The 26473-nt window shown below is 53.3% G+C and carries 23 protein-coding genes and 4 tRNA genes; 22 read left to right on the forward strand and 5 right to left on the reverse strand.

Features of this window, described 5'->3' with window-relative positions:
• Positions 1-27: 27 nt before the first annotated feature.
• The 11 genes from gyrA to ACJJIP_RS06245 all read left to right on the forward strand — a co-directional run bounded on the left by gyrA (position 28) and on the right by ACJJIP_RS06245 (position 13104).
• The gene (gene gyrA, locus ACJJIP_RS06195; protein WP_020413365.1) at positions 28-2589 is read left to right on the forward strand and encodes a DNA gyrase subunit A; all 2562 of its coding nucleotides are present in this window, start codon (positions 28-30) and stop codon (positions 2587-2589) included.
• Positions 2590-2756: 167 nt separating this feature from the next.
• Positions 2757-3836: a 3-phosphoserine/phosphohydroxythreonine transaminase gene (serC, locus tag ACJJIP_RS06200; protein WP_020413364.1), complete on the forward strand. Its 1080-nt coding sequence runs from the start codon at positions 2757-2759 to the stop codon at positions 3834-3836.
• Between the two features lie 53 nt (positions 3837-3889).
• Entirely contained in the window at positions 3890-4993 is a 1104-nt protein-coding gene (gene pheA, locus ACJJIP_RS06205; protein WP_020413363.1) for a prephenate dehydratase, read from the forward strand.
• Positions 4993-7224 (forward strand): bifunctional prephenate dehydrogenase/3-phosphoshikimate 1-carboxyvinyltransferase, encoded by a 2232-nt coding sequence (locus tag ACJJIP_RS06210; protein WP_444946420.1) that lies wholly within the window; start codon positions 4993-4995, stop codon positions 7222-7224. Before pheA ends, ACJJIP_RS06210 begins: the two co-directional genes overlap by 1 nt.
• 62 nt (positions 7225-7286) lie before the next feature.
• Positions 7287-7976, forward strand: coding sequence for a (d)CMP kinase (gene cmk, locus ACJJIP_RS06215; RefSeq protein ID WP_020413361.1), 690 nt, complete (start codon positions 7287-7289; stop codon positions 7974-7976).
• Between the two features lie 168 nt (positions 7977-8144).
• Complete coding sequence (gene rpsA / locus ACJJIP_RS06220) at positions 8145-9824, forward strand: 30S ribosomal protein S1 (RefSeq protein WP_020413360.1); 1680 nt, start codon at positions 8145-8147, stop codon at positions 9822-9824.
• 141 nt (positions 9825-9965) lie between these two features.
• Entirely contained in the window at positions 9966-10274 is a 309-nt protein-coding gene (gene ihfB / locus ACJJIP_RS06225; RefSeq protein ID WP_020413359.1) for an integration host factor subunit beta, read from the forward strand.
• 106 nt (positions 10275-10380) lie between these two features.
• Positions 10381-10689 carry a lipopolysaccharide assembly protein LapA domain-containing protein gene (locus tag ACJJIP_RS06230; RefSeq protein WP_245556689.1) on the forward strand — a complete coding sequence of 103 codons (309 nt, stop codon included), beginning with the start codon at positions 10381-10383 and terminating at the stop codon, positions 10687-10689.
• A gap of 1 nt (position 10690) precedes the next feature.
• A complete protein-coding gene (gene lapB / locus ACJJIP_RS06235; RefSeq protein WP_020413357.1) occupies positions 10691-11881 on the forward strand; it encodes a lipopolysaccharide assembly protein LapB in 1191 nt (396 codons plus the stop codon).
• Between the two features lie 60 nt (positions 11882-11941).
• Positions 11942-12652 carry an orotidine-5'-phosphate decarboxylase gene (gene pyrF / locus ACJJIP_RS06240; RefSeq protein ID WP_444946421.1) on the forward strand — a complete coding sequence of 237 codons (711 nt, stop codon included), beginning with the start codon at positions 11942-11944 and terminating at the stop codon, positions 12650-12652.
• Between the two features lie 143 nt (positions 12653-12795).
• Positions 12796-13104: a ComEA family DNA-binding protein gene (locus tag ACJJIP_RS06245; protein ID WP_020413355.1), complete on the forward strand. Its 309-nt coding sequence runs from the start codon at positions 12796-12798 to the stop codon at positions 13102-13104.
• 790 nt (positions 13105-13894) lie between these two features.
• Here ACJJIP_RS06245 and ACJJIP_RS06250 read toward each other — a convergent pair.
• Together ACJJIP_RS06250 and ACJJIP_RS06255 are read right to left on the reverse strand one after the other, a co-directional pair.
• A tRNA-Asn gene (locus ACJJIP_RS06250) sits at positions 13895-13970 on the reverse strand.
• Between the two features lie 46 nt (positions 13971-14016).
• Positions 14017-14092: transfer RNA gene (locus tag ACJJIP_RS06255), tRNA-Asn, on the reverse strand.
• A gap of 241 nt (positions 14093-14333) precedes the next feature.
• Here ACJJIP_RS06255 and uvrB point away from each other — a divergent pair.
• The 11 genes from uvrB (at position 14334) to ACJJIP_RS06310 (ending at position 24603) form a co-directional block, all read left to right on the forward strand.
• Complete coding sequence (uvrB, locus tag ACJJIP_RS06260; RefSeq protein WP_040628769.1) at positions 14334-16340, forward strand: excinuclease ABC subunit UvrB; 2007 nt, start codon at positions 14334-14336, stop codon at positions 16338-16340.
• 161 nt (positions 16341-16501) lie between these two features.
• A tRNA-Val gene (locus ACJJIP_RS06265) sits at positions 16502-16578 on the forward strand.
• A 107-nt stretch (positions 16579-16685) separates the two neighbouring features.
• On the forward strand, positions 16686-18614 hold the full coding sequence (gene thrS, locus ACJJIP_RS06270; RefSeq protein WP_282952945.1) for a threonine--tRNA ligase: 1929 nt from the start codon (positions 16686-16688) through the stop codon (positions 18612-18614).
• Between the two features lie 27 nt (positions 18615-18641).
• Positions 18642-19181, forward strand: a complete 540-nt coding sequence (gene infC / locus ACJJIP_RS06275; protein ID WP_157533488.1) for a translation initiation factor IF-3 — start codon at positions 18642-18644, stop codon at positions 19179-19181.
• Between the two features lie 147 nt (positions 19182-19328).
• Entirely contained in the window at positions 19329-19523 is a 195-nt protein-coding gene (gene rpmI / locus ACJJIP_RS06280; protein ID WP_020413351.1) for a 50S ribosomal protein L35, read from the forward strand.
• A 36-nt stretch (positions 19524-19559) separates the two neighbouring features.
• Positions 19560-19919 carry a 50S ribosomal protein L20 gene (rplT, locus tag ACJJIP_RS06285; protein WP_020413350.1) on the forward strand — a complete coding sequence of 120 codons (360 nt, stop codon included), beginning with the start codon at positions 19560-19562 and terminating at the stop codon, positions 19917-19919.
• A 193-nt stretch (positions 19920-20112) separates the two neighbouring features.
• Positions 20113-21126, forward strand: a complete 1014-nt coding sequence (pheS, locus tag ACJJIP_RS06290; RefSeq protein WP_020413349.1) for a phenylalanine--tRNA ligase subunit alpha — start codon at positions 20113-20115, stop codon at positions 21124-21126.
• Positions 21127-21255: 129 nt separating this feature from the next.
• On the forward strand, positions 21256-23631 hold the full coding sequence (pheT, locus tag ACJJIP_RS06295) for a phenylalanine--tRNA ligase subunit beta (RefSeq protein WP_444946422.1): 2376 nt from the start codon (positions 21256-21258) through the stop codon (positions 23629-23631).
• A gap of 128 nt (positions 23632-23759) precedes the next feature.
• Complete coding sequence (ihfA, locus tag ACJJIP_RS06300) at positions 23760-24065, forward strand: integration host factor subunit alpha (protein ID WP_020413347.1); 306 nt, start codon at positions 23760-23762, stop codon at positions 24063-24065.
• Entirely contained in the window at positions 24046-24414 is a 369-nt protein-coding gene (locus ACJJIP_RS06305) for a MerR family transcriptional regulator (protein WP_020413346.1), read from the forward strand. Before ihfA ends, ACJJIP_RS06305 begins: the two co-directional genes overlap by 20 nt.
• A gap of 112 nt (positions 24415-24526) precedes the next feature.
• Positions 24527-24603, forward strand: a tRNA-Pro gene (locus tag ACJJIP_RS06310).
• Positions 24604-24702: 99 nt separating this feature from the next.
• Here the strand turns inward: ACJJIP_RS06310 and ACJJIP_RS06315 are convergent.
• Genes ACJJIP_RS06315 through ACJJIP_RS06325 form a run of 3 tightly spaced genes read right to left on the reverse strand, consistent with a single transcriptional unit; the run spans position 24703 to position 26471 of the window.
• Positions 24703-25920 (reverse strand): site-specific integrase, encoded by a 1218-nt coding sequence (locus ACJJIP_RS06315; protein WP_444946423.1) that lies wholly within the window; start codon positions 25918-25920, stop codon positions 24703-24705.
• Between the two features lie 14 nt (positions 25921-25934).
• A complete protein-coding gene (locus tag ACJJIP_RS06320) occupies positions 25935-26189 on the reverse strand; it encodes a hypothetical protein (RefSeq protein ID WP_444946424.1) in 255 nt (84 codons plus the stop codon).
• Between the two features lie 21 nt (positions 26190-26210).
• Positions 26211-26471, reverse strand: a complete 261-nt coding sequence (locus ACJJIP_RS06325) for a hypothetical protein (RefSeq protein WP_444946425.1) — start codon at positions 26469-26471, stop codon at positions 26211-26213.
• Between the last annotated feature and the right edge of the window lie 2 nt (positions 26472-26473).

The following is a 26473-nucleotide window of genomic DNA, read 5'->3' on the forward strand; positions in this document are numbered from 1 at the left end:
CGCGCTATAAAAGGAACGCCGTAAGCCATGGGCGAATTAGCCAAAGAAATCTCTCCGATTAATATCGAAGAAGAACTCAAGCAGTCTTATCTCGACTATGCCATGAGCGTGATTGTCGGGCGCGCACTGCCGGATGTACGCGATGGCCTCAAGCCGGTACACCGCCGCGTGCTCTACGCGATGAGCGAGCTTAAAAACGACTGGAATAAACCATACAAAAAATCAGCGCGTGTCGTTGGTGATGTAATCGGTAAATATCACCCGCACGGAGACACTGCGGTCTACGACACTATTGTGCGTATGGCGCAGCCGTTTTCTATGCGTTACACCCTGGTAGATGGCCAGGGTAACTTCGGTTCTATCGATGGTGACAGCCCAGCTGCCATGCGATACACCGAGATCCGTATGGACAAGTTGGCCCATGAGCTGCTGTCCGACCTCGATAAAGAAACGGTTAACTTTGTCGATAATTACGACGGTTCCGAGCAAATGCCGGAGGTGTTGCCTTCCCGTGTGCCGAACCTTTTGGTCAATGGCTCCTCCGGTATTGCGGTGGGAATGGCTACCAATATTCCTCCCCACAACCTGGGTGAGGTGATCAAGGCATGCCTGGCTCTGATCGACAATTCCGAGTTGACCGTCGACGACCTGATGGAGTACATCCCCGGGCCGGACTTCCCCACGGGCGCCATCATCAATGGCCGCGCCGGTATTCTCCTTGCCTACCGCACTGGCCGTGGGCGCATTTATGTGCGTGCCAAAGCAGATGTGATCCGCGATGACAAGACCAATCGCGAAACCATCATCATTACTGAGATCCCCTTCCAGCTGAATAAGGCGCGCTTGATTGAGCGTATAGCTGAGCTGGTGAAAGAGAAAAAGATCGAGGGTATCTCTGAGCTGCGCGACGAGTCCGACAAAGACGGCTTGCGCGTAGTGATTGAGCTTAAGCGGGGAGAGCTGGGTGATGTGGTTCTGAATAACCTCTATTCCCAGACCCAGCTGGAAAGCGTCTTCGGTATCAATATGGTAGCCCTGGTCGATGGCCAGCCCAAGGTATTGAACCTCAAAGAGCTGCTCGAGCACTTTATTCGCCACCGCCAGGAAGTCGTTACCCGCCGTACGGTCTACCTGTTGCGCAAAGCCCGCGAGCGCGGTCATATTCTGGAAGGTCTGGCGATTGCCATCGCCAATATTGATCCGGTAATTGAGCTGATCAAGTCTTCCGCCACGCCGGCAGATGCCCGCGAGGCGTTGCTGGCCAAAGGCTGGCCTGTGGGCAATGTTCAGCAGTTCCTGGAGCGGGCTGGTGCTGATGCCTGCCGTCCAGATGATCTGCCGCAAGAATTTGGTTTGCGCGACGACGCTTACTACTTGTCCCCGGCCCAGGCTCAGGCAATTCTCGAATTGCGCCTGCACCGCCTGACGGGTATGGAGCACGACAAGCTGTTGGCAGAATACCAGGATCGACTGGAGCAGATTGCTGAATATCTGCATATCCTCGGTAGCTTCGAGCGTCTGATGGAAGTGATCCGCGAAGAGTTAGAGCAGCTGTCAAAGGACTTTAACGACGAGCGTCGAACCGATATCGTTGCGTCTCGCCAGGATCTGACCGTTGAAGACCTGATTACCCCGGAAGACAAGGTAGTAACTATCTCCCACGGTGGTTACGCCAAGAGCCAGCCGCTGACCGATTACCAGGCCCAGCGCCGTGGTGGTATGGGTAAATCTGCGACCCAGGTAAAAGACGAGGACTTCGTCGAGCATCTATTGATCGCCAACTCCCATGACACCCTTCTGTGCTTCTCCAATAAGGGCAAGGTGTACTGGCTGAAAGTCTACGAAGTGCCCACCGCTGGCCGAGCCTCCCGTGGTCGCCCAATGGTTAATATGCTGCCCTTGGAAGAGGGTGAACGTATCAGCAGCATGATGCCGGTCTCCGAGTACGACGAAAATCACTTTATTTTCTTCACTACCGCCAATGGCACCGTAAAGAAAACCCCCCTCACCGCGTTTGCCCGCCCCCGCAGTGTTGGTTTGCGTGCAATTGAATTGGAAGAGGGCGATCGCCTGGTAGCCACTGCGATTACCGATGGTGAGCGCGATGTAGCGCTGTTCACCAGCGCTGGTAAAGCAGCGCGCTTCTCCGAGTCCAATGTGCGCTCTATGGGTCGTGTTTCCCGTGGTGTTCGCGGTATTCGTATGCAGGAAGGTCAGCAGGTTATCGCTATGGTTATCCCTGAAGAGGGTGGCTCTGTGATGATGGCTACTGAGAATGGTTACGGTAAGCGCACAGCTATCAGCGAATTCCCCACCAAGGGGCGCGGTACCCAGGGTGTTATTGCGATCGCGGAAAGTGAACGCAACGGTGCCTTGGTTGGTGCCTGTCAGGTGCATCCGGGTGAAGAGATGATGTTGATCTCCGACCAGGGCACTCTGGTGCGTACCCGTGTTGATGAAGTGTCTGTACTTGGGCGCAACACGCAGGGGGTGCGAGTGATTCGCCTGAAGACTGGCGAGAAGCTGGTTGGTCTCGGTCGCATTGAAGAGACCGAAGATGACGGTGAAGAAAACGGTGGGGAAGAGTGACCCACCGCTCCAGACCACTAAGAAAGGCTGCGTTTATCGCGGCCTTTCTTGCCTTTGGCTCCCACGAAAAACGCTAAAGGCGCGATATCTATCCCCCTGAATGGCAATTTGTGCGTAGACACATCTAGTTGTATTTGAAACCTTTTTTGTATTGTGGAAATCAGCTCATGAGGAAGTTTAATTTCTGTGCAGGCCCTGCCGCTTTGCCGCAGCCCGTACTGGAGCAGGCGCAAAGGGAGTTGCTCGATTGGCAAGGGCTCGGTTGCTCTGTAATGGAGGTCAGCCACCGCTCTCCAGAGTTTGTTGAGGTGGCTGAGCGGGCCGAACAGGACCTCCGCGATCTGCTCAGTGTGCCGAGCAACTACAAAGTATTGTTTCTTCAGGGTGGTGCAACTGGGCAGTTCAGTGCCGTGCCCTGGAATCTTCTCGGCGCTGGGTCTACCAAGGCTGATTTTATTCATTCAGGTCACTGGGCGGCCAAGGCGATTAAAGAGGCTCGTCGCTACGGTGAGGTCAATGTAGTGGCTTCCAGTGAGGATCGAAATTTCAGCTATGTGCCAGCTGCAGACAGTTGGCAGCAAACGGAAGGGGCCGCATATCTACACTATACGCCGAATGAAACGATTGGCGGTGTGGAGTTTGATTATGTGCCGGAGGTGGATTGCCCGCTGGTGGCTGATATGTCCTCGACTATTTTGTCGCAACCTATTGAGGTGGAGAACTTCGGTGTAATTTATGCCGGCGCACAGAAAAATATTGGTCCTTCAGGTATTGCCGTAGCCGTGATTCGTGATGATTTGCTCGATCGTTCAATGGAAAATATCCCCCGCAGTTTGAGCTGGAAGGTGGCTGCTGATGCGGGCTCTATGGATAACACGCCGCCTACTTTTGCCTGGTATCTGTCAGGCCTGGTTTTCCAATGGCTGAAGGCTCAGGGTGGTGTTGAGGAGATGGCAAAGCAGGCTGATGCAAAATCCAAAATGCTCTACAACTTCTTGGATAGCAGCGACTTTTTCTCCAGTCCGGTAGAGGTGGGTAGTCGTTCGCGTATGAATGTGCCTTTCGTATTGGCAGACGCCAGTCTTGATAAATTATTCCTGGAGGAATCCCAAGCTGCTGGACTGTTAAGTTTGAAGGGGCATCGCTCGGTCGGCGGCATGCGCGCTTCTCTATATAACGCTGTTCCTCTGGAAGCGGTGGAGGCTTTGGTGGCATTTATGGCGGACTTTGAGGCTCGCCGGGGTTAAGTGTCGGAAAGGGTAAATAATACTGATGAATTCACGGAAAAGTAGATAGGCGAATGACAGAGGAAACTACTAGTGGCGACCAGCGCTTATTAGAGCTGCGCAACCGTATAGATGGCATTGATGCCGAGATCGCCCAGCTTATTAGTGAGCGGGCGCGCTGTGCGCTGGAGGTTGCAGAGGTGAAAAAGGCAACTGGTGAAGACGCGCTGTATTATCGGCCCGAGAGGGAGGCGCAGGTGTTGCGCAAGGCTATGGAGCGCAATCCAGGGCCCTTGACCAATGAGGAAATGGCGCGATTGTTCCGTGAAATTATGTCAGCCTGCCTCGCGTTAGAAGAGCCGGTAAAGGTGGCTTATCTGGGGCCAGAGGGTACTTTTACCCAGCAGGCCGCATTGAAGCATTTTGGCAACTCGGCCAAAAGCCGCCCGCTCGCCGCTATCGATGAAGTGTTTCGAGAGGTGGAAGCGGGGGCGGTGAGCTATGGCGTGGTGCCCGTTGAGAATTCTACCGAGGGTGTGATCAACCACACTCTGGACAACTTCATGAATTCCAATCTGAGTATTTGCGGAGAGGTGGAATTGCGGATTCACCATCACTTGATGATCTCGGATGTAACACGGCCTGAGTCAATCACCCGTATTTATTCCCATGCGCAAAGTCTGGCGCAGTGCCGCAAATGGCTTGATGCCCATTACCCCAATGTGGAGCGGGTGGCTGTGTCCAGCAATGCTGATGCGGCCAAACGAGTTAAGGGGGAGTGGAATACTGCGGCGATTGCCGGTGACATGGCGGCTGATTTGTACGGCCTGAAGGTTCTTTCGGAAAAGATTGAGGACCGCCCGGACAACTCCACCCGCTTTCTGATTATTGGTACGCAGCAGGTTCCAGTCAGCGGGGATGATAAGACCTCCCTGATGGTATCCATGCGCAACGAGCCGGGTGCATTGCATGATCTTCTGGAACCGTTCCGTCGCTACAGTATCGACTTGACCCGTGTGGAAACCCGCCCGTCTCAATCAGGTAACTGGACTTATGTGTTCTTTATTGATTTTAAAGGCCACCGGGATGCAGATGGAATCTCTGCAGCCTTGAGGGAGGTTGGGGCTTGTGCCTCCGACTTGAAGGTGCTGGGCTCCTATCCGCGCGGTGTACTCTGATGGAGCAAGAGCAAATTGGCCGGCTGCTGGTTATTGGGGTTGGCCTTATTGGTGGAAGTTTTGCTCTGGCACTAAAGGCAGCAGGTGCCTGCCGGGAGGTTATTGGTGTTGCCCCTAACGCTGAAACCTGTGAACAGGCTAGAAGGCTGGGCATTGTCGACCGAGCCAGTACCCGTCTCGAGGAAGTACTACCCGAGCTTGAGCCTGGCGACCTGGTTTTTGTCGCGGTACCCACGCTTGCGGTGGAGTCGGTGTTTGCTCAACTTAAAGGGGCCTTGCCAAATGGGGTAACCGCTACAGATGCTGCCAGCGTTAAGGGTAGTGTGGTAGTTGCGGCAAAAAAGGTATGGGGGCGAATGCCCGATTTCCTGGTTCCGGGCCACCCTATTGCCGGGTCAGAGAAAAGTGGCGTGACAGCGGCCAGGGATGATCTTTATCGCGATCATCGGGTTATTCTTACTCCGCTGCCGGAAACCGATACGAGTCATTTGCAGCTGGTGGAGCTGGCTTGGCAGGCGGCTGGTGCTGAAGTGCTTAAAATGCCAGTGGAGGAGCATGATGAGGTATTGGCGGCGACCAGCCACCTTCCTCATGTCATCGCTTTTAGTCTCGTGGACACTCTTGCGCACGATGCAGAAAATGAAAATATTTTTCGCTATGCAGCCGGTGGTTTTCGCGACTTCACTCGAATTGCCTCCAGTGACCCGGTCATGTGGCGAGATATTATGCTGGCTAACCGGGATGCCATTTTAAAGGCAATCGATCTCTACAGTCTCAATCTCTCATCTTTACGTAGTGCCATTGCCTCCGGCGATAGTGCGGCGCTGATGGGTGTCTTCACCCGAGCCAAAGCGGCCCGGGATCACTTTACAAAAATGTTGGCGAAACAAGCGTATTCAGATTCTATGCAAGCACAGGAAATTACTTTTATTGCACAGCCTGCTGCCAAGGTCACAGGCAAGTTCCGGGTACCTGGAGATAAGTCGATGTCACACCGTTCCATTATGCTGGGCTCCCTGGCAGAAGGGGTGACGCAGGTGGAGGGTTTCCTTGAAGGGGAGGACGCGCTGGCGACTTTACAGGCTTTTCGTGATATGGGAGTGGTGATAGAGGGGCCGCACGATGGTCGGGTAATTATCCACGGCGTGGGTATGCGCGGATTGAAGGCACCTCCGGGGCCCTTGTACTTGGGTAATTCAGGTACCTCCATGCGGCTGCTGGCGGGACTGCTTGCCGGGCAGGACTTTGATGTGACCCTTACAGGCGATGAGTCTCTCTCCAAGCGCCCCATGAATAGGGTGGCCAATCCGTTGCGGGAGATGGGTGCAAATATTGAAACCGGGCCGGAAGGGCGCCCACCGCTTTTGATCAAAGGCGGTAGCCAGCTGGCAGGGGTCAACTACCCGTTGCCGATGGCTAGTGCCCAGGTGAAATCCGCTGTGCTCCTCGCTGGGCTCTACGCTGATGGCGAAACCTCTACTGTGGAACCGGCGCCTACCCGAGATCATACCGAGCGTATGTTGCAAGGTTTTGGGTATGTAGTAGAGCGAAACGGCGCTAAGGCAAGTGTTTGTGGCGGAGGGGCTTTGGCGGCCTGCCGTATTGATGTGCCAGCAGATATCTCTTCCGCTGCTTTCTTTATGGCGGCAGCGGCTATCTCTCCTGGTTCAGATATTGTGCTGGAGCATGTGGGGATCAACCCGACGCGAGACGGCGTAATAAGTATTTTGCGGGCTATGGGGGCTGATATTGAGCTCGAAAATGCACGAGAGGTGGGTGGAGAGCCAGTAGCGGACATACGGATTCGCTATGCCCCACTGCAAGGCATTCGCATTCCAGAAGACCTGGTGCCACTGGCTATTGATGAGTTTCCGGCTCTGTTTATTGCCGCTGCGTGTGCAGAGGGAGAGACTGTGCTGACCGGGGCAGAGGAATTGCGTGTTAAAGAGAGCGACCGCATTCAGGCAATGGCGAATGGGTTGGCGGCGCTGGGGGTGTCGGCCAGGGCAACCCCAGATGGTATTGTGATTCAGGGTACTGGCGAGAAAAACGTATTCTCTGGTGGGACAGTTGATAGCCTGGGGGACCACCGTATTGCCATGGCCTTTGCAGTGGCATCATTGCGCGCAAAAGATACAATCCGCATCCTTCATTGCGCCAACGTGGCTACCTCATTTCCAAATTTTGCCGAACTGGCGACGGAGGCTGGCTTAAAGCTTCAGTTGGCTTAGGGGGAATTTGGAAACCTCGCAGTTCGCGCAGTTATTTCAGAAGTAGAGTTTTATTAGAAGATATGAGTGATTCGAACAGGCTGCCGCCGGTAGTCACAATTGATGGCCCTAGTGGCTCGGGGAAGGGCACTATAGCCAAGCTGCTGGCGGACCGCCTGGGCTTTACCTTGCTTGATTCTGGCGCCCTGTATAGGGCTGCGGCTCTGGCTGCTCTTGATAAGGGGGTAGACCTGGCTGATGAGGGGGCGCTCACTCAGGTGGCAAAGGCCTTGGATGTTCACTTTGCTGTGAGTGAAGGTAAGCTGCGGGTGGTTCTTGATGGGCGCGAGGTCACTGATGATATTCGGATGGAGCGGGTTAGTATGGCTGCATCATCTGTGGCTGCAATTCCTGGAGTGAGGGCCGCTTTATTGCAGCGGCAGCGAGATTTTCGTCTGTCTCCCGGCCTGGTTGCAGATGGCAGGGATATGGGGACTACGGTGTTTCCTGACGCGCCAGTCAAAGTATTCCTGACAGCCAGTGCCGAGGAGCGCGCCAGGCGTCGCGAGGCGCAGTTGCGGGAGAGGGGTGTTTCTGTTAGCCTCCGCGACCTGCTGGAGGACATCCGTGCCCGCGATGCACAGGATATGAATAGAAAAGCCTCTCCCCTGGCTCCCGCTGAGGATGCGGTAGAGCTCGATAGCACAGGGGTGGGTATCGATGAAGTTCTCCAAAAGGTGCTCGATTTGATACAGGATCGAATTTCGTCCTGAAGTTTGAGCAGCACATAGTTTACTAACGATAACGGCCGGGATCAGCCAGAATTGCCCGGCCGTTGTTGTAATCCGACCCGCGTGCTGGCAACGCGGTTGGGGTCACGGCTGGCGGTTGACTAAACTCAACAGTTACCAACGGCTGGGCCCAGCACTATAGGTAATGTAATGAGCGAGAGCTTTGCTGAACTATTTGAAGAGAGCCTGAAAAGCGTTGAAATGGCACCGGGCGCTATTGTAACCGGTGTTGTAATTGACGTAGACAAAGACTGGGTAACCGTTCACGCGGGCCTGAAGTCTGAAGGTGTTATCCCTGCCGCACAGTTCGCCAATGACAAGGGCGAAGTTGAGCTGCAGGTGGGCGACGAAGTACAGGTTGCCCTGGAAGCTGTGGAAGACGGTTTCGGTGAAACCCGTCTGTCCCGTGAAAAAGCCAAGCGCGCTGAAGCCTGGAAAATCCTCGACGCAGCCCACGCAGCTGACGAAGTGGTTAAAGGTGTTATCAGTGGCAAGGTTAAGGGTGGCTTTACTGTTGACGTTGCCAATATCCGCGCATTCCTGCCCGGCTCTCTGGTTGATGTTCGTCCGGTTCGCGACACCGCGCACCTGGAAGGTAAAGAGCTCGAGTTCAAAGTTATCAAGCTGGACTCCAAGCGTAACAACGTTGTTGTTTCCCGTCGCGCGGTAATGGAAGCTGCGACTTCCGAAGAGCGTGAAGCACTGCTGGAAAGCCTGCAGGAAGGCATGAGCATCAAGGGTATCGTGAAGAACCTGACCGATTATGGTGCTTTCGTGGACCTGGGCGGTATCGATGGCCTGCTGCACATCACCGATATGGCTTGGAAGCGCATCAAGCATCCGAGCGAGATCGTGAACGTTGGCGACGAGATCGAAGTAAAAGTATTGAAGTTCGATCGTGAGCGCAGCCGTGTATCCCTGGGCCTGAAGCAGTTGGGCGAAGATCCTTGGGTATCCATCAAGCAGCGTTACCCAGAAAACAGCCGCGTGAAGGCGGTTGTAACCAACCTGACCGACTACGGCTGCTTCGCCGAGCTGGAAGAAGGTGTGGAAGGTCTGGTACACGTTTCCGAAATGGATTGGACCAACAAGAACATCCACCCGTCCAAAGTTGTCCAGGTGGGCGACGAGGTAGAGGTGATGATCCTGGATATCGACGAAGAGCGTCGTCGTATCTCCCTGGGTATCAAGCAGTGCCAGGAAAACCCGTGGGATGCCTTTGCGCGTAAATTCGCTAAGGGTGACAAGATCTCCGGTAAGATCAAGTCCATCACTGATTTCGGTATCTTTATCGGTCTCGACGGCAGCATCGACGGTCTGGTGCACCTGTCCGACATCTCCTGGAACGAAGCTGGCGAAGAAGCCGTACGCAAGTTCAAGAAAGGCGACGAAATCGAGACTGTTATCCTGGGTATCGACTCCGAGCGCGAGCGCATCTCCCTGGGTATCAAGCAGCTGGAGTCCGATCCGTTCTCCGACTACGTTTCTACCAGCGACCGCGGCAGCATCGTTGTAGGTACTGTTAAGGAAGTTGACGCTAAGCAGGCAGTAATCACCCTGGCGAACGAAGTAGAAGGCGTTCTGCGCGCTTCTGAAATCAGCCGCGATAAGGTTGAAGATGCTCGCAATGTCCTGAAAGAAGGTGAAGAGGTAGAAGCTAAGATCACCAGTGTGGATCGCAAGAACCGTGTGATCAGCCTGTCTATCAAAGCCAAAGACCAGGATGACGAGAAGCAAGCTATCAAGGATCACAGTAAGAAGCAGTCTGAGCAGGTTCAGCCCGCTACTATCGGTGACCTGATCAAGGCGCAGATGAACAACAAAGACTAATTATCTTTGATTGTTTAGAGCTCCAGATGAAGCATTTGGAGTGACCCGAAAGCCGGACTGGGGTTGCCCAGTCCGGCTTTCTATTAGATGATTGCTGCTCTACTCCAAAATAATCAATGACTTAGAAAGGTTGCGGGGCACATGACCAAATCCGAACTGATCGAAAGGATTGCGTTGAGGTTGGATCAGCTGCCGGTAAAGGATGTAGAGCTGGCAGTCAAAGTTATGTTGGACTCCATGTCTGACGCGCTCTCCCAGGGGGAGCGGATAGAAATACGAGGTTTTGGTAGTTTTTCATTACATTACCGGGCACCACGTACAGGGCGGAACCCTAAAACCGGGGATGCCGTGGACTTGGCGGGCAAATATGTTCCTCACTTCAAGCCTGGTAAGGAACTGCGCGACAGAGTCAATCGGAGTATGCACGATGAGGCAGGGATCGGGGTATGATTACACCTCGGCAGCGGCTGATTGTGATTCGCTCTGCATCATGTGATTTTCCTGAATAGTCTCTGTGGCTTTTAATAAAGCTATCTAGTGGAACGTGGAGGTTCCCTTGTCATTCTTGCGTTGGTTGATGCACGTTTTTCTTGGCTTTGTGGCCCTTCTGTGTGTCGCCCTCGGCATCTATATATCAGTGGAAAATCCCCAAATTATTTCACCGGTTATCGCAGGGTACTCCCCATTTTCTGGCAGTGTGGGAGTTTGGCTTATCGCAATGCTGCTGTTGGGGATTTTGCTGGGAGTTTTGGCTAGCCTACTGCCTCTCTTTACGCAGCGTCGCCGGGTAAGGGGGTTGAGTAGACAGTTAAAGAAAATGGAGCGAGAGCTTCAGGCTGCTCACCGCAAGGTATCCGGAGACTGATTTGCTCGATTTCGCCTATTTCTTTTTCCTGCTGGCAGCCATCGCCATAGGCTGGATGCTGGGGCGAGGCAGCTCCAAAAAGAAGCCGGACTTCAGCGAGCAGGAAGAATCCCTGGCTCGCTCCTATGCGCAGGGGCTGAATTACCTGCTCAGCGAACACCACGACGATAGTATTGATAAATTTATTGACTCGCTTGAGGTCAGCCCGGCCACTTTTGATACCCATTTGGCATTGGGGAATCTTTTGAGAAGGCGGGGTGAGTACGATCAGGCAATAAGAGTGCACCAAAATTTGTTGGCGCGTCCCAGTCTATCCAGGCAGAGTCAGCATAAGGCTCAATTTGAACTGGCTTGTGATTATATTGCTGCGGGGTGGCTCGACCGTGCTGAACGCCTGCTGCAGGAACTGGTAGAAACTTCCCAGGAGCTGCGTACAACCAGTCTTGAGCACTTAGTAGAAGTCTATCGGGATGAGCGCGAGTGGGCCAAAGCAATTCATGCCGTCAACTTGTTGCATGGCCGCCGATTTAAGCGCTTATCTGCTGATTGGGCGCCAGTGCAGGCACATTTTTGCTGTGAGTTGGCAGAGGAGGCGATTGCTGCTAAGGACTACCTCAGTGCGCGTAAACATTTAGATGCAGCCCTGGGGTATGATCGCAGTTCAGTGCGGGCCTGTTTGCTTTGGGCGCGCCTGGAGTATCTACTCGGCAAGCAGCGTGATGCCATCAAGGTCTTGCAGAGGATCCCCAAGCAGAGTCCTGACTATATTCCGGAGATTCTGGAGCTTCTCCTGACGTGTTATGGAGAGCTTGGTGATGGCCGAGGCCTGGATCGGTATCTGGAGTCCCTCCTAAAGGAGCACCCCTCGAATAGCGTATTAATAGCACTGGCTGAGCGAATCCAGGAGCAGGATAGCGAAGCCGCTGCGGCAGCGTTTATGGGTAAGCAATTGGCTTTGCGCCCTTCTTTGCGAGGGCTGGGGCGTTTTCTTGATTTGTATATTGGCACGGCACAAGGTAGAGCGAGAGAGAATCTCTCCCTGTTAAAAACGCTGGTTGATCAATTGATCGCAAACCGCCCCCATTATCGATGTAGTAATTGTGGTTTTTCCGGCAATCAATTGCATTGGCTGTGCCCCAGTTGCAAGCACTGGGACTCTGTCCGTTCGGTCAAGGGTATCGAAGGTGAGTAGTTCCGGCTGCTTGTCTTTTGCTCAATCAATGTACCAATGAAATTTATATGAGGTATTTCTTTGCGCTCTCAAGTTTCCTCTCCAATCGTTGTCGCTCTCGACTATGACAATAAAGAAGCGGCCCTGGCTATGGCGGGCCAGCTTGATCCGGCCCTTTGCCGGGTAAAAGTAGGTAAAGAGCTTTTTACCATTGCTGGACCCGATGTGGTTCGGGCTCTTGTAGAGCGAGGTTTTGAGGTTTTTCTCGATTTAAAGTTTCACGATATTCCAAATACTGTGGCCTCTGCGGTGAAGGCCGCAGCGCGCCTGGGTGTCTGGATGGTCAATGTACATGCCAGTGGTGGCGAGCGCATGATGAGAGCGGCCTCTGAAGCTCTTGAAGAGTTTGGCGATAGTAAGCCACTACTAATCGGGGTAACTGTATTAACAAGCACCACTCCAGAGGAGCTGAAAGCCGCGGGAGTTGAAAAATCACTAAAAGATCATGTAGTGGGTTTGGCAGAGAAGGCCAAAGCCTGCGGTCTTGATGGGGTTGTGTGTTCTGCACGTGAAGCGAGCGCTCTTAAGCTGGCCTGTGGGCCGGAGTTTGCCTTGGTGACTCCCGGTATTCGCCCGGCTGGGAGTGATGCTGGGGATCAGTGCCGCACATTGACACCTTCTGAAGCTATTGCGGAAGGTTCTGACTATCTCGTTATTGGGCGCCCGATAACCGCATCTGCAAATCCGCTAGAGGCACTACAGGGTATTTTGACCGAAGTTTCAGGTAAGTAAGCTTTGATTACTTTGGTCGTATGTGATGTGGTGTAATTAGTGCTAAGTAAGTTTGAGCTCGGCGCGTAGTTATCATGGTGCGGCTTGGGGAAGTATTGGCAGTCCCAATGTGAAACAAAAAACACTTTCACTTGGAGTCAATCATGACAAACTTTCGTGTATTACTTTCTGCTGTATTTGTACTAACTTTTGCACTTTGTCAGCCGGTGATGGTTTTTGCAGATGATGGAGAGGTTGAAGCTGCAAAACAATTGATATCAGAGGTTAATATAAACAGTGCATCAGTCGTTGAGCTGGCTGAAAAGCTGGATGGCATAGGGGAAGCTCGGGCGCAGTTAATCATAGAGTATCGTGAGAAACATGGCCCCTTTACTTCTATTGATCAGTTGTTGAATGTAAAGGGTATCGGCGCGACGACACTTAAGAAAAACAAGGAGAGGATTCGCCTTTAGTATTTGGAAAGCTGTCCATTATTAGCTATTGCCGGGCATTCAACTGGTGCCCAGTTGGGCCCGGTTTTAATTTGGGTGCGCTAGCAGGTCAGGCCTTTTACTTCGGGTTTAAGGGTTGTGTCCTGATGCTTTCCTTGGGCTTCGCTACCATGTAGTTTGCTTAGTCCTTTCTACGGCGTATCGATAGAATATTGTAAATTGTATTGGTGGTAGGCGTTAGCAGCGCCTATTGATGGGTTGGCTGCTTCCTGTTGTGTGTGTAATTGTTATCCGCTATTGCTTGTGGTTGTATCAATGCCTCTAACATAGCGGGTCGTCCGTAGGGGTTGTGGGGCAATTCATCGTGTTCATAACCCTCGCCAGAGTAAAGTATCCTTCTCGGTGTGAGTCTTTGATATCTTTTTCTGGGTTTTTATCACCCGGTGATCATGTGCGTTGCCGAGCCGAAGATTGCCTTGTACCAAAAGCCCTTCAGGTTTTACTTGGCGAGTTGCGTCAGGCCTGTTTGCGGCATGATTGCGAAGAGATCCACCGAATCTTGCGTGAGGCAGTCGGGGATTATTCGCCAAGGCAGAGTTTGGTGGATATGGCCTGGGCGCAGCGGCGTCAGGATTCTCCGCCTGAGAGCAAGGCGCCGGTTAAGCGACTTCATGAGGTGGCTAGGGCTTGCTGATGGTCAGGTCTGCGAATCGCCCTGGCGGTAGCTGGAGCTTTAATTGAGGGATAAGATTTTCAGTTTACAGTAAATAAAAAGCCCCACACAGTTTTTGTACCGTGTGGGGTTTTTGTTTGGCTCCGCCTGCTGGGCTCGAACCAGCGACCCAATGATTAACAGTCATTTGCTCTACCAACTGAGCTAAGGCGGAATTTAATCTAATTTGTATAGCGCAAATTAAGCTGCGCTTAGAAATTTGGCTCCGCCTGCTGGGCTCGAACCAGCGACCCAATGATTAACAGTCATTTGCTCTACCAACTGAGCTAAGGCGGAATTTCTTAACGGCTGTGCCGTTGAGATGGCGCGTATATTATAGAGCACTTTTGGGCAGGTCAACTCTTTTTTTCGATTTAACTAATTGATTTGTCAGGAAATTATTTGTTCGATTTGTACGCAAAAAGATATCGAATAATAGTGGGAGAGGTGAGGTGTGACAGGTCTTTCGGGTTTGTGGGGTCTTTGAGGAGGGCCTACAATCGCATTCTGTTTTTTGGATTGATGGTTGGGTGAGTGTATGGAGTCGCGTCCGTTCAAGGTAGAGAGTAACTACAGCCCGGCCGGCGATCAGCCGGTGGCAATTGAGCAGTTGGCAGAAGGGATTAATGATGGCCTTAGCCATCAGACATTGCTGGGGGTCACCGGGTCGGGCAAGACTTTCACTATGGCCAACATTATTGAGCGCCTGCAGCGTCCGGCGATAGTGATGGCCCACAACAAGACACTGGCTGCCCAGCTTTACGGTGAGTTCAAAGAGTTCTTCCCCAAGAATGCTGTAGAGTACTTCGTCTCCTACTACGACTACTATCAGCCCGAAGCTTACGTGCCATCCTCGGATACCTTTATAGAGAAGGATGCGTCGGTAAACGAGCATATTGAGCAGATGCGCCTTTCCGCCACCAAAGCCCTGATTGAGCGGCGAGACGTGGTAGTGGTTGCTACAGTGTCAGCTATTTATGGTTTGGGAGACCCGGATAAGTACCTCAAGATGGTACTGCACCTGGATCGTGGTGACCTGGTCGATCAACGTACAATTCTGCGCCGACTGGCGGAGCTGCAATACACTCGTAACGATGCCGACTTCCGCCGTGCGACCTACCGTGTACGCGGCGATATCATCGATATCTACCCGGCAGATTCCGATATGGAAGCGGTGCGCCTCTCCTTGTTTGATGAGGAGATTGAAGATATTACCCTGTTTGACCCCCTTACTGGTGAACAGCTCAAGAAGGTTCCCCGGGTCACTATCTTCCCGAAGTCTCACTATGTAACCCCTCGGGAAACCATCGTCAGTGCTATTGATCACATCAAGGAAGAGCTGCGGGTGCGCCTTGATCAGTTGCGCGGTAACAATAAATTATTGGAAGCCCAGCGGCTGGATCAGCGCACCCGGTATGACCTGGAGATGATGCAGGAGCTGGGTTACTGCAATGGCGTAGAGAACTATTCCCGCTACCTGTCCGGGCGTGATGCCGGCCAGCCGCCACCCACATTATTTGATTATTTGCCCCATGACTCCCTGCTGTTTATTGATGAAAGCCATGTAACCGTCCCGCAGATTGGCGGCATGTACCGGGGGGATCGCTCGCGTAAAGAGACCCTGGTGGAATACGGTTTCCGCCTCCCCTCCGCCCTGGATAACCGCCCCCTGAAGTTTGAAGAGTGGGAGCACCTGGCTCCGCAGACGGTATTTGTCTCGGCGACACCGGGGCCCTACGAGGGTGATCACGCAGGGCAGGTGGTCGAGCAGGTAGTGCGGCCAACCGGGCTTGTTGACCCAGAGGTGGAGATTCGCCCGGCCCAAACCCAGGTGGATGACGCCCTGTCAGAGATTCACCGCTGCGCAGATGCAGACCAGCGAGTCCTTATTACCGTGCTGACCAAGCGAATGGCCGAGGATTTGACTGAGTATCTGGCTGAGAATGGGGTGCGTGTACGCTACCTGCATTCTGATATTGATACCGTAGAGCGGGTAGAGATTATTCGGGATCTTCGTATCGGTGAATTTGATGTATTGGTGGGTATTAACCTTCTGCGAGAAGGTCTGGATATGCCTGAAGTAGCGCTGGTAGCCATCTTTGATGCAGATAAGGAAGGCTTTCTGCGTTCAGATCGCTCGTTGATCCAGACTATTGGCCGCGCGGCGCGTAACCTTGAGGGGCGGGCTATTCTATATGCGGATAAGGTGACAGGCTCTATGGAGCGGGCTCTTGAGGAGACCCGCCGCCGCCGTGAGAAGCAGCTCGCCTTTAACCAAGAGCATGGCATTACCCCCAAAGGGATTCGCAAAAGTGTGGCGGACATTCTTGAAGGAGCTGTGGCGCCCGGCGTACCGAAAAGCAAGCGTAAGGTGGCCGAAGGGAAGGGTGCTTATAAAGTTGATGCCAAGCCGTTGTCTGACAAGCAGCGCTGGGCGCGAATCAGTGAGCTTGAAGAGCAGATGTACGAGCACGCCAAGAACCTGGAGTTTGAATCCGCAGCCAAATTGCGCGATGAGATTTCCCGTCTGAAGGAGGCGGAATAGGTGAATGCCGGGCTGTATTCTGCAATCGGCTCAGCCCGATTTGCAGGGTTCACGGCCTTAATTTTAATCATACAAAAGTTCAGTAAGTTGTTGAAAACACTGAAAAGCGGTGCTAAAGTTCGCGCTCTTCGCAGCACTGGGTTCCCCCGCTGCAGAGTTTTAGACCCGTAGCTCAGTTGGTTAGAGCGCTGCCTTGACATGGCAGAGGTCAGCGGTTCAAATCCGCTCGGGTCTACCATCTATAAAGGATGGCTGGCCCATCCGGATCAATAGTTCCATGAACGATTTCATGGATAGTTTCATGCGGTCTTTGGTAGGGATCGCCACTGAGAGAAAGGACATACAATGCTCGTTGTTACTCTCCCCGACGGTTCCCGTCGAGAATTTTCCGCCCCGGTTTCCGTACACGATGTTGCTGCAGATATCGGTCCAGGTTTGGCCAAAGCTGCACTTGCCGGTGTAGTTGACGGCAAAGAAGTTGATACCAGCTACATCATCGATCGCGATGTAAATCTGGCTATCATCACAGATCGTCAGCCGGAAGGCCTGGAAGTGATCCGTCACTCCGCCGCACACCTGCTGGCACAGGCGGTAAAGCAGTTGTACCCCACCGCCCAGGTCACTATTGGCCCGGTTATTGAAGATGGGTTCTACTACGACTTCGCCTACGAGCGTCAGTTTACGCCAGAGGATCTCGAGAAGATCGAAGAGCGAATGGAAGTGCTGGTCAAGGAAAATATTCCGGTTACCCGCCGCTTGATGCCCCGCAAAGAAGCGGTGAAATACTTCCGCGATATGGGCGAAGAGTACAAGGCTGAGATTATCGACAGCATTCCCAGCGATGAAGATATCTCTTTATATCGCCAGGGTGATTTCGAAGATCTGTGTCGCGGACCACACGTGCCCTCCACTGGAAGGCTGAAAGCCTTCAAGTTAACCAAAGTGGCCGGTGCCTACTGGCGCGGTGACTCCAACAATGAAATGTTGACCCGTGTTTACGGCACCGCCTGGGCCAACAAAAAAGAATTGAAGGCTTACCTGCGTCGTATTGAAGAGGCAGAGAAGCGCGACCACCGCAAGCTGGCCAAGAAATATGACCTCTTCCATATCCAGGAAGAGGCACCCGGCATGGTGTTCTGGCATCCGAACGGCTGGACTATTTACAGCACTATCGAGCAATACATGCGTCGTCGCCAGCGCGAATTCGGCTACAAAGAAATCAAAACCCCGCAGCTGGTGGATTTCAGCCTGTGGCGCAAGTCCGGTCATGCGGACAAATTTGCCGATGACATGTTTACCCTCACCAGTGAGGAGCGTCAGTTCGCCATCAAACCGATGAACTGCCCCTGTCACGTACAGGTGTTCAATCAGGGCCTGCGCAGCTATCGCGACCTGCCGCTGCGCCTGGCGGAGTTTGGTTCCTGTCACCGCAGCGAGCCTTCCGGCTCCCTGCATGGCCTGATGCGCGTGCGCGGTTTTGTACAGGATGATGGCCATATCTTCTGTAGTGAAGATCAGATCCAGTCAGAGGTTTCTGACTTTATGGATCTGCTGCACTCCGTGTACAAAGACTTCGGCTTTAATGATGTTATTTACCGTCTCTCCACTCGCCCGGAGAAGCGTGTAGGTTCCGATGAAAGCTGGGATAAGGCAGAGAAAGCCCTGGCCGATGCGCTGGATGCCGCGGGCCTGCCCTGGGAAGAGCTGCCGGGTGAAGGCGCCTTCTACGGACCCAAGATTGAATTCTCCCTGAAAGACTGTCTCGGCCGTGTATGGCAGTGCGGCACCATTCAGGTGGACTTCTCTATGCCGGGGCGTCTGGATGCACAATATGTTGCTGAAGATGGCTCGCGCCAGTCGCCGGTAATGTTGCACCGCGCAGCCCTGGGTTCCTTCGAGCGCTTTATCGGAATTCTGATTGAACACTACGAAGGTGCATTCCCCACCTGGCTGGCACCGCAGCAGGTGGCGATCATGAATATCACCGATCGCCAGGCTGATTATTGTCGCGATTTGCAAGCCCGCCTGAGTGAGCAGCAATACCGCGCCACAGCTGACTTGAGAAACGAGAAGATCGGCTTTAAAATCCGCGAGCACACGCTTCAGCGTGTTCCTTATCTGCTGGTGATCGGCGATAAGGAAGTGGAAAGTCAGACTGTGGCTGTTCGCACCCGTAGCGGTGAAGATCTGGGAGCTATGACGTATGAGTCATTCCTTGAGATCCTTGAGCAGGACGTTAGTCGTCGCGGTCGTTTGACAGAAGATAATGCATAACAACTTGGCAACTGGGAGACCATAGCTATTAAACGAGACACTAAGGGACGGTCCAAAAAGGCCCGCATAAATGATCAGATTGAAGCGTCAGAACTCCGCCTGATAGGTGCTGATGGCGAGCAGGTGGGCATTGTCTCCCTGGAGGAGGCGCTCGAGGCTGCGCAACAGGCCAGCCTGGATCTCGTTGAAATTGCCCCGGACTCCACGCCGATAGTCTGTAAGATCATGGACTATGGCAAGCACGTATTCGAGGCCAAGAAAGCCAAGAATGCCGCCAAGAAGAAACAGAAGCAGCAACAGATCAAGGAAATGAAATTCCGCCCGGGCACCGATATCGGTGACTACCAGATCAAGCTGCGCAATCTCGTCCGCTTCCTGGAAGCGGGTGACAAAGCCAAAGTATCCCTGCGCTTCCGTGGCCGTGAAATGGCCCACCAGGAGCTGGGTATGGAAATGATGCAGCGCATCGAGAAGGACCTGGAAGAGCTGGCCATTGTAGAGCAGCGACCCAAAATGGAAGGTCGCCAGATGCTGATGGTTCTTGCTCCTAGCAAAAAGAAAAAGTGAGGTTTGGGGAAGTCATTCCCGAGGTCTCCTTTTGAGAAGTGGTTGGGCGACGGCTGCCTCCCCACTCTCGCAGTGCCGATAACCCCGGTTATCGGCAGTTACTAAAGGTGCCTGTTTTACAGGCGATTATTCACTTTGGAGTACAAAATGCCGAAAGCAAAGACTCATAGTGGCGCTGCCAAGCGCTTCAAGAAGACGGCTGCGGGCTACAAGCACAAGCACGCTAACAAGAGCCACATCCTCACCAAGATGACCACCAAGCGTAAGCGTCAGCTGCGTGGCACCCAGACTATGAACAAGTCTGATGCCGGTCTGGTCGATCGTATGTTGCGCGCCAAGTAATTGGTCCAAATCGCAAAGGTTTAAGAGGATAGAAGTATGGCCCGTGTTAAACGTGGTGTAGAGGCGCGTCGTCGTCACAAGAAGATTCTGAAGCAGGCTAAAGGTTACTACGGTGCGCGTTCTCGCGTATTCCGCGTTGCCAAGCAGGCAGTTATTAAAGCTGGTCAGTATGCATACCGTGACCGTCGCGTTAAGAAGCGTAACTTCCGCGCTCTGTGGATTACCCGTATTAACGCCCAGTCCCGTGCAGAAGGCCTGAGCTACAGCCGCCTGATCGCAGGTCTGAAGAAAGCGGACATCGCACTGGATCGCCGTGTACTGGCTGATCTGGCTGTTTACGATAAAGCCGCTTTTGCTGCCGTAGTTGAAAAAGCTAAGGCAGCCCTGGCAGCGTAAGCTGTCACTTCAGTTGTAAAACTGAATACTTAAAATAGGGAAGGGCTGTAGCGGCCCTTCCCTATTTTTTTATGGGGTTTCCGCTATTTTTTACCGGTGGCGGTACCTGGGGTAGACCCCTCCGGTGCAGAGAGCACCGGCCGAACAAAGCAGAAAAAATTAATCGAAGTTGGATTCAAACGGGAACAGTTCGATGCAAGATTTGCAGTCCCTCACCGAGCAGGCAATGGAGCTGGTGGAGAAGGCCGACGGCCTCGCCGCACTGGATCAGGTGCGTGTTGATTACCTGGGCAAAAAGGGCCAGCTGACGGCACTGCTGAAAGGCCTGGGTAAGCTGTCTGCTGAGGAGCGCCCGGCGGCGGGTGCCAAGATCAACGAAGCCAAGCAGCAGGTTCAGGAAAAAATTAACGCGCGGCGCAATAGGCTGGAACAAGAGGCCATCAATGCCAAGCTGGCGGAAGAGACCATAGATGTCACCCTGCCGGGGCGCGGTGAAGAGCAGGGCAATGCTCACCCGATTACCCGCACCTTAAAGCGCGTAGAAGAATTCTTTGCCGGTATCGGATTTTCTGTTGAGAACGGCCCGGAAGTCGAGCAGGACTACTACAACTTCGAAGCCCTGAATATTCCCGCGCACCACCCAGCGCGCGCGATGCACGACACTTTTTATGTGGACCCCACCACCGTACTGAGAACCCACACCTCCTCAGTGCAGATCCGCACCATGGAGAAAAAGTCTCCACCATTGCGTATTATCTGCCCGGGCCGCGTATACCGCTGTGATTCCGATGTCACCCACTCGCCCATGTTCCACCAGGTGGAAGGCCTGGTAATCGGCGAGAACATCAGCTTCGCCCACCTGAAAGGCACCATCGACCAGTTCCTGCGTGCCTTCTTCGAAGCGGAAGTACCGGTGCGTTTCCGTCCGTCTTACTTCCCGTTCACCGAGCCTTCTGCAGAAGCGGATATCCAATGTACCGCCTGTGGTGGTGAAGGTTGCCGCGTGTGTTCCGGCACTGGCTGGCTGGAAATTCTCGGCTGCGGCATGGTGCACCCAAACGTCTTTGCCGCCTGTGATATCGACAGTGAAAAATACTCCGGCTTTGCCTTCGGTATTGGTATCGAGCGCCTCGCCATGCTGCGCTACGGCGTTAACGACCTGCGCTTGTTCTTCGATAACGATCTGCGCTTCTTGAAACAGTTCTAAGCCAAGTGAGAGCGCGAATGGCTCAGGCTGTTCGCAGTAGCAATCGAATTGTGGAGGCCTGAGCGGCGAAAAGGCCCCAGGCAAAATGCGCACAGAGCTGCGCTGACGGAATACAGAAAGAGATCAACTATGAAAATCAGCAACTCCTGGTTGCGGGAATGGGTAAACCCGGAACTCACCACGCAGGAACTGGCCGATCAAATCACCATGGCCGGCCTGGAAGTGGATGGCATAGAAAAAGTAGCGGGTGATTTTTCCGGAGTGGTGGTGGGTGAGATTATCGCCTGTGAACAACACCCGGATGCAGACAAACTGCGCGTGTGTAAAGTAGCCGGTCACCCTGAAGGTGAAATGCAAGTGGTGTGCGGTGCTCCCAACGCGCGTGTGGGTATCAAAATTCCTTTTGCCCTGGTAGGCGCCAAGCTGCCGGGCGATTTTAAAATCAAGAAAGCCAAGCTGCGCGGTGTAGAGAGCTTTGGCATGCTCTGTGCGCAAACCGAACTGGAGCTGGGAGAAGACAACGACGGTATCTGGGAACTGCCAGAAGATGCTCCCACCGGTACCGACCTGCGTGAATACCTGCAGTTGGATGATGAGACCATCGAAGTGGATCTCACCCCGAACCGTTCCGACTGTCTCGGTGTTGCCGGTATTGCCCGCGAAGTGGGTGTTCTGAACCGCTGCGCCGTTCAGGGCCCTGAAATTGCCCCGGTACCCCAGCAGATTGAAGAAAGCCTGCCAGTATCCCTGCTGGCGGAATCTGCCTGCCCACGCTATGTGGGCCGGGTAATTCGCAATATCGATATCAAAGCCCAGACGCCCCTGTGGATGCAGGAGCGCCTGCGCCGCAGCGGCCTGCGCAGCATCGACCCGGTAGTGGATGTCACCAACTACGTCCTGCTGGAACTCGGCCAACCCATGCACGCCTTTGACCTGGAGAAACTCTCCGGTGGTATCAAAGTGCGTATGGCTGAGCACGGTGAAGAACTGACTCTGCTGGATGGCCAGGAAGTAAAACTGCAGGAAGGCACCCTGGTTATTGCCGACGAGGAAAAGCCACTGGCCATGGCCGGTATTATGGGCGGCCTGGATTCCTCTGTTACCGAAGGTACCCAGCATATCTTTCTGGAGAGCGCCTTCTTCAATCCGCTGGCGATTGCCGGCAAGGCCCGCTCCTACGGCCTGCACACCGATTCCTCCCACCGCTTTGAGCGCGGCGTGGACTACCACCTGCAAGAGAAAGCGGTTGAGCGCGCTACCCAGCTGCTGCTGGATATTGTTGGCGGCGAGCCCGGCCCAGTACATCTGCGCGAGCTGACTGAAACCATGCCCGCCGAGCGTCATATCACCCTGCGCCGCGCGCGGGTAGAGCAGGGCCTGGGTATTCAGCTGGCCGATGACGAAATCGTCGATATCCTCACCCGTCTGGGACTGGAAAAGATCGATCAGAATGATGAAGGCTGGACCTTCCTCGCACCCAGCTTCCGTTTCGATATCGCCATAGAAGCAGACCTGCTGGAAGAGCTGGCGCGTGTGTACGGCTACAACCGTATCCCCAGCGAAAGCTTTACCGCTGAACTGGAAATTGCCCCGCGCCCAGAGAGCATGGTTGCCCAGGACAACCTCGAGCAAACCCTGCTGAGCCGCGGCTACTACGAAGCGATCACCTTCAGCTTTATCGATAGCGACAACGCCGCCCTGTTTGATCCGGAAGCCGACCCGGTGGCCCTGCAAAACCCGATCAGTGCCGAACTGGCGGTTATGCGTACCACCTTGCTGCCAGGCCTCTGTAAAGCACTGCAATATAACCTCAACCGCCAGCAGAATCGTGTGCGCCTGTTTGAAACCGGCCTGCGTTTTGTACCTGGTGCCGAGCTGCACCAGGAGCAGATGATCGCGGGCCTGGCTTATGGCAACCGTTACGCAGAGAACTGGACGGGCAGTAAAGACAGTGTGGACTTCTACGATGTGAAAGCTGATGTGGAAGCCCTGCTGGCACGTACTGGCGCCGCCAATGAGTTCCGCTTTGTTGCCGGCCAGCACCCCGCACTGCACCCAGGCCAAACCGCCAAGATCATGCGTGGCGACCGCGAAGTAGGGGTTATTGGCGCTCTGCACCCTCAGCTGCAGAAGAAGCTGGATCTGTCCAAGCCCGCCTTCGTATTTGAGTTGAGCCTGGAAGCGATAGGAGAGGGCAAAGTGCCTGCATTCCGCCCGCTATCCAAGTTCCCGGAAGTGCGCCGCGACCTGGCTTTATTGATCGATGCCGATGTTCCTGCCGCCAGCTTGGTGGAAACCGCCGTCGAAGTAGCCGGCGAAACCTTGACCGACCTCAAAATATTTGATGTCTACCAGGGCAAAGGCATTGATTTAAATAGAAAAAGTGTCGCTTTGGGGTTGACCTTTCAGCATTCGTCGCGCACCCTTAATGACGACGAAATCAATGCCGCTATAGATGCGGTGGTCGGTAAACTAGAAGAAAAATATAACGCTAGTCTGCGCTAGCAGGGCATGATGCTCTCGGGTGCAGGCTGAATTGCACCCCGAGAGCGTCTGCTACCGGGTTGAAGCCGCCGCGGTTTGGGCCGCTTCCGATCTGGAGTCGACGCCTCTGAATCAATTGGTAGGATCCAATGACAGAGGCACTGACCAAGGCCGGGCTCGCCGAGAAACTGTACGAAGAGCTGGGCTTTAACAAGCGCGAAGCGAAAGAGATCGTCGAGTACTTCTTCGAGGAAATCCGCAATGCGCTGGAAAATAACGAGCAGGTCAAGCTCTCGGGCTTTGGCAATTTCGACCTGCGCGACAAAAGCCAGCGGCCAGGCCGTAACCCGAAAACCGGCGAAGAAATTCCCATCTCAGCCCGCAGGGTAGTTACCTTCAAACCAGGGCAAAAACTCAAGGCACGAGTAGAAGAATATGCTGGAACCGAGCAATAACGCTCAGCTGCCTGCAATTCCTGGAAAGCGCTATTTCACCATTGGAGAGGTGAGTGAATTATGCGCCGTTAAACCCCATGTCCTGCGTTACTGGGAACAGGAATTCCCGCAGCTGAAGCCTGTAAAGCGCCGTGGTAATCGCCGTTATTACCAGCATCAGGATGTCATCATGATCCGCCAGATTCGTGCGCTCCTGTACGAAGAGGGCTATACCATTGGAGGGGCCCGCCTGCAGATAGAGACCGGCAGCGAGCGGGCGGAGGTGGTACAACTACAGCAGGTACTGCCAGAAGTGATTGCAGAACTCAAAGATGTGGTGGCCCTGCTGGAAGGGGAAAATAATTTCTAAAATCACTAATCCGGGCTTGCAATCCACTGCTAGTCCGGTATGATTCACGCCACATCGGAATACGATGTCTTTAAAAATCAATCACTTAGCGAAGTGAGCGATTTTTCAAAATCGGAGCGTAGCGCAGCCTGGTAGCGCACCACACTGGGGGTGTGGTGGTCGTCGGTTCAAATCCGGCCGCTCCGACCATCTTTCTTTATATCTCATGCGGCTTTCAGCCACTTTTCCCGATTGAGCGTACAAAAACCAATTCTCAAGCGTACAAAAACCCCGTACAAAAACTCTCAATCACTTCCGCATCAGTAATTTCGGGTCGATGCTGATACCCACTTCTTTGTATTCCCGCTCATGCCCTCCGAGATAAAACTTCTCAGTAATTTCTGCATCCGTATGGGCGCATATTTCGGCAATCTCTTCCGGGCTGTGACCGGATTTCTTAAGCAGGTGAGAGGCTAGGGCGCGCACCTCGTGAAATGTCGGCTTGGCGCTGCTGGGTAAGTCCTGGCGAACCTCTGCGGCGTCTCGTGCATCTTTAAATTGGTTTGATAGCCTTGCTGGCATCAATCTACACCAATGCTCATCTTGCTTCGCTCGGGGTTGTCTTTTCTTTGGTTGATATGAAACCGCAAAAGGGCATCGATAATTTTGCAGGGAGAGCTGTCGGGCTTGGTTAATTACTTGGCGTAATCCAGGGTGATGATTGTAAGACCAGCGCAGATATGTAGCTCTTTCTTCGCCGCGTTGATTAATTGATTTCTCTACCCCTTTATCAATCCCTGCATCGGTTACATGCTTGTCCAGCCGTAAGCTGCACACATCACCGCGGCGCATAGTTGTAAGCAGTGATAAATCCATAGCAATTTGCAGACCTGTATAACCCAGCTCGCCAGCTGCGTCGTGTATGCGCCAAAAATCTTGCAGGGTAAGCCGTTGACGTACTTTTTCCGGTCGTTGCCTTGGAATTAATTTAGGGGCTTCGTCACTGGTATTAAATGGATTAAATGTAAGCTTTGGAACCGAGCCCTCCAGCATTAAATAATTAATAAAGCTGCGCAGGGCAGCACGGCTATTTCGTTGGGGATGATAATCTTGCGATTCCCACCAGTCGCGAACCATTGTCAGCGTTAGCTCATGCGGCATAGGGTTTTTAAGCTGTTCGCACATACGCTCAACATAGCGGCGCTTTTGGCTCCAGCGTGCAGCTGTGGCCTGTTTGGGGTGGTTTAGTTCCATCCAGGCAACCCAGTCGCTGTAGCGGTCCAGCAGACTTCCTGCTCGCGCAGTCCAAACGGTATCCATTGTTGCTGGCTGACGCTCATAGAGGTCGCGCTGCCGGTTGGCCTGCTTTGCCTGACGAATCGCTTCGGCGGTGGTGCCGTGGAATGTGAGGCTGGAACCATCAGGGCGAATATAGCGCCAATAGTTTGCCCGCTTTTTGGGGTCGGTATAGAGGTTTTCTGGCAACTCCAGACCGTCCACATACCTAGGTTTCCTTGGTCTAGCCATTATTTTCTTCCGTGTTATCTGCGCGCTAAAAGTGGTGAAATTGGTTCCGCATCTATCGGTGTGCGTTCCTCCGTGCGTATTGTGTTAGGGTCATGAAACCCATTTCGGTAAATATATAATCTATCGCCTAACCAGCGCCCGGCAACTTCACCAGCAGAAACCCACTTAATAACGGTTTCACGTGCAGGCTGAGTGCCGGCGAAACTTTCCCGCACCCAATCCTTCCAGTACATGAGTTGATTATTACTGTGGGTAGTGCGCTGTTGCATATCAAATCCCTTCGATTTCTTTTACGCAGCATATGGGTAAATCAAAACACCATTTATCTTTATTTCTTCTGGCGCCTTAATATCCTTTGCTGCAGCTTTGTTTTCTGTCTGCCTGCGCAGCTGTGCAATTACCGCGCGCTCAGCTTGAAGAAATTTATCCTTACGGATCGCTACTTGTATTGGCTTGCGACTTTTAAGTCGCTCAAATGTAAAAATAAAATTATTTACCTCTGTGATAACTTTACTCGCCTGTATATTAAGAGGCAGTTTTGAAATCTCCATGT

The organism is Microbulbifer variabilis (genome assembly GCF_052467165.1).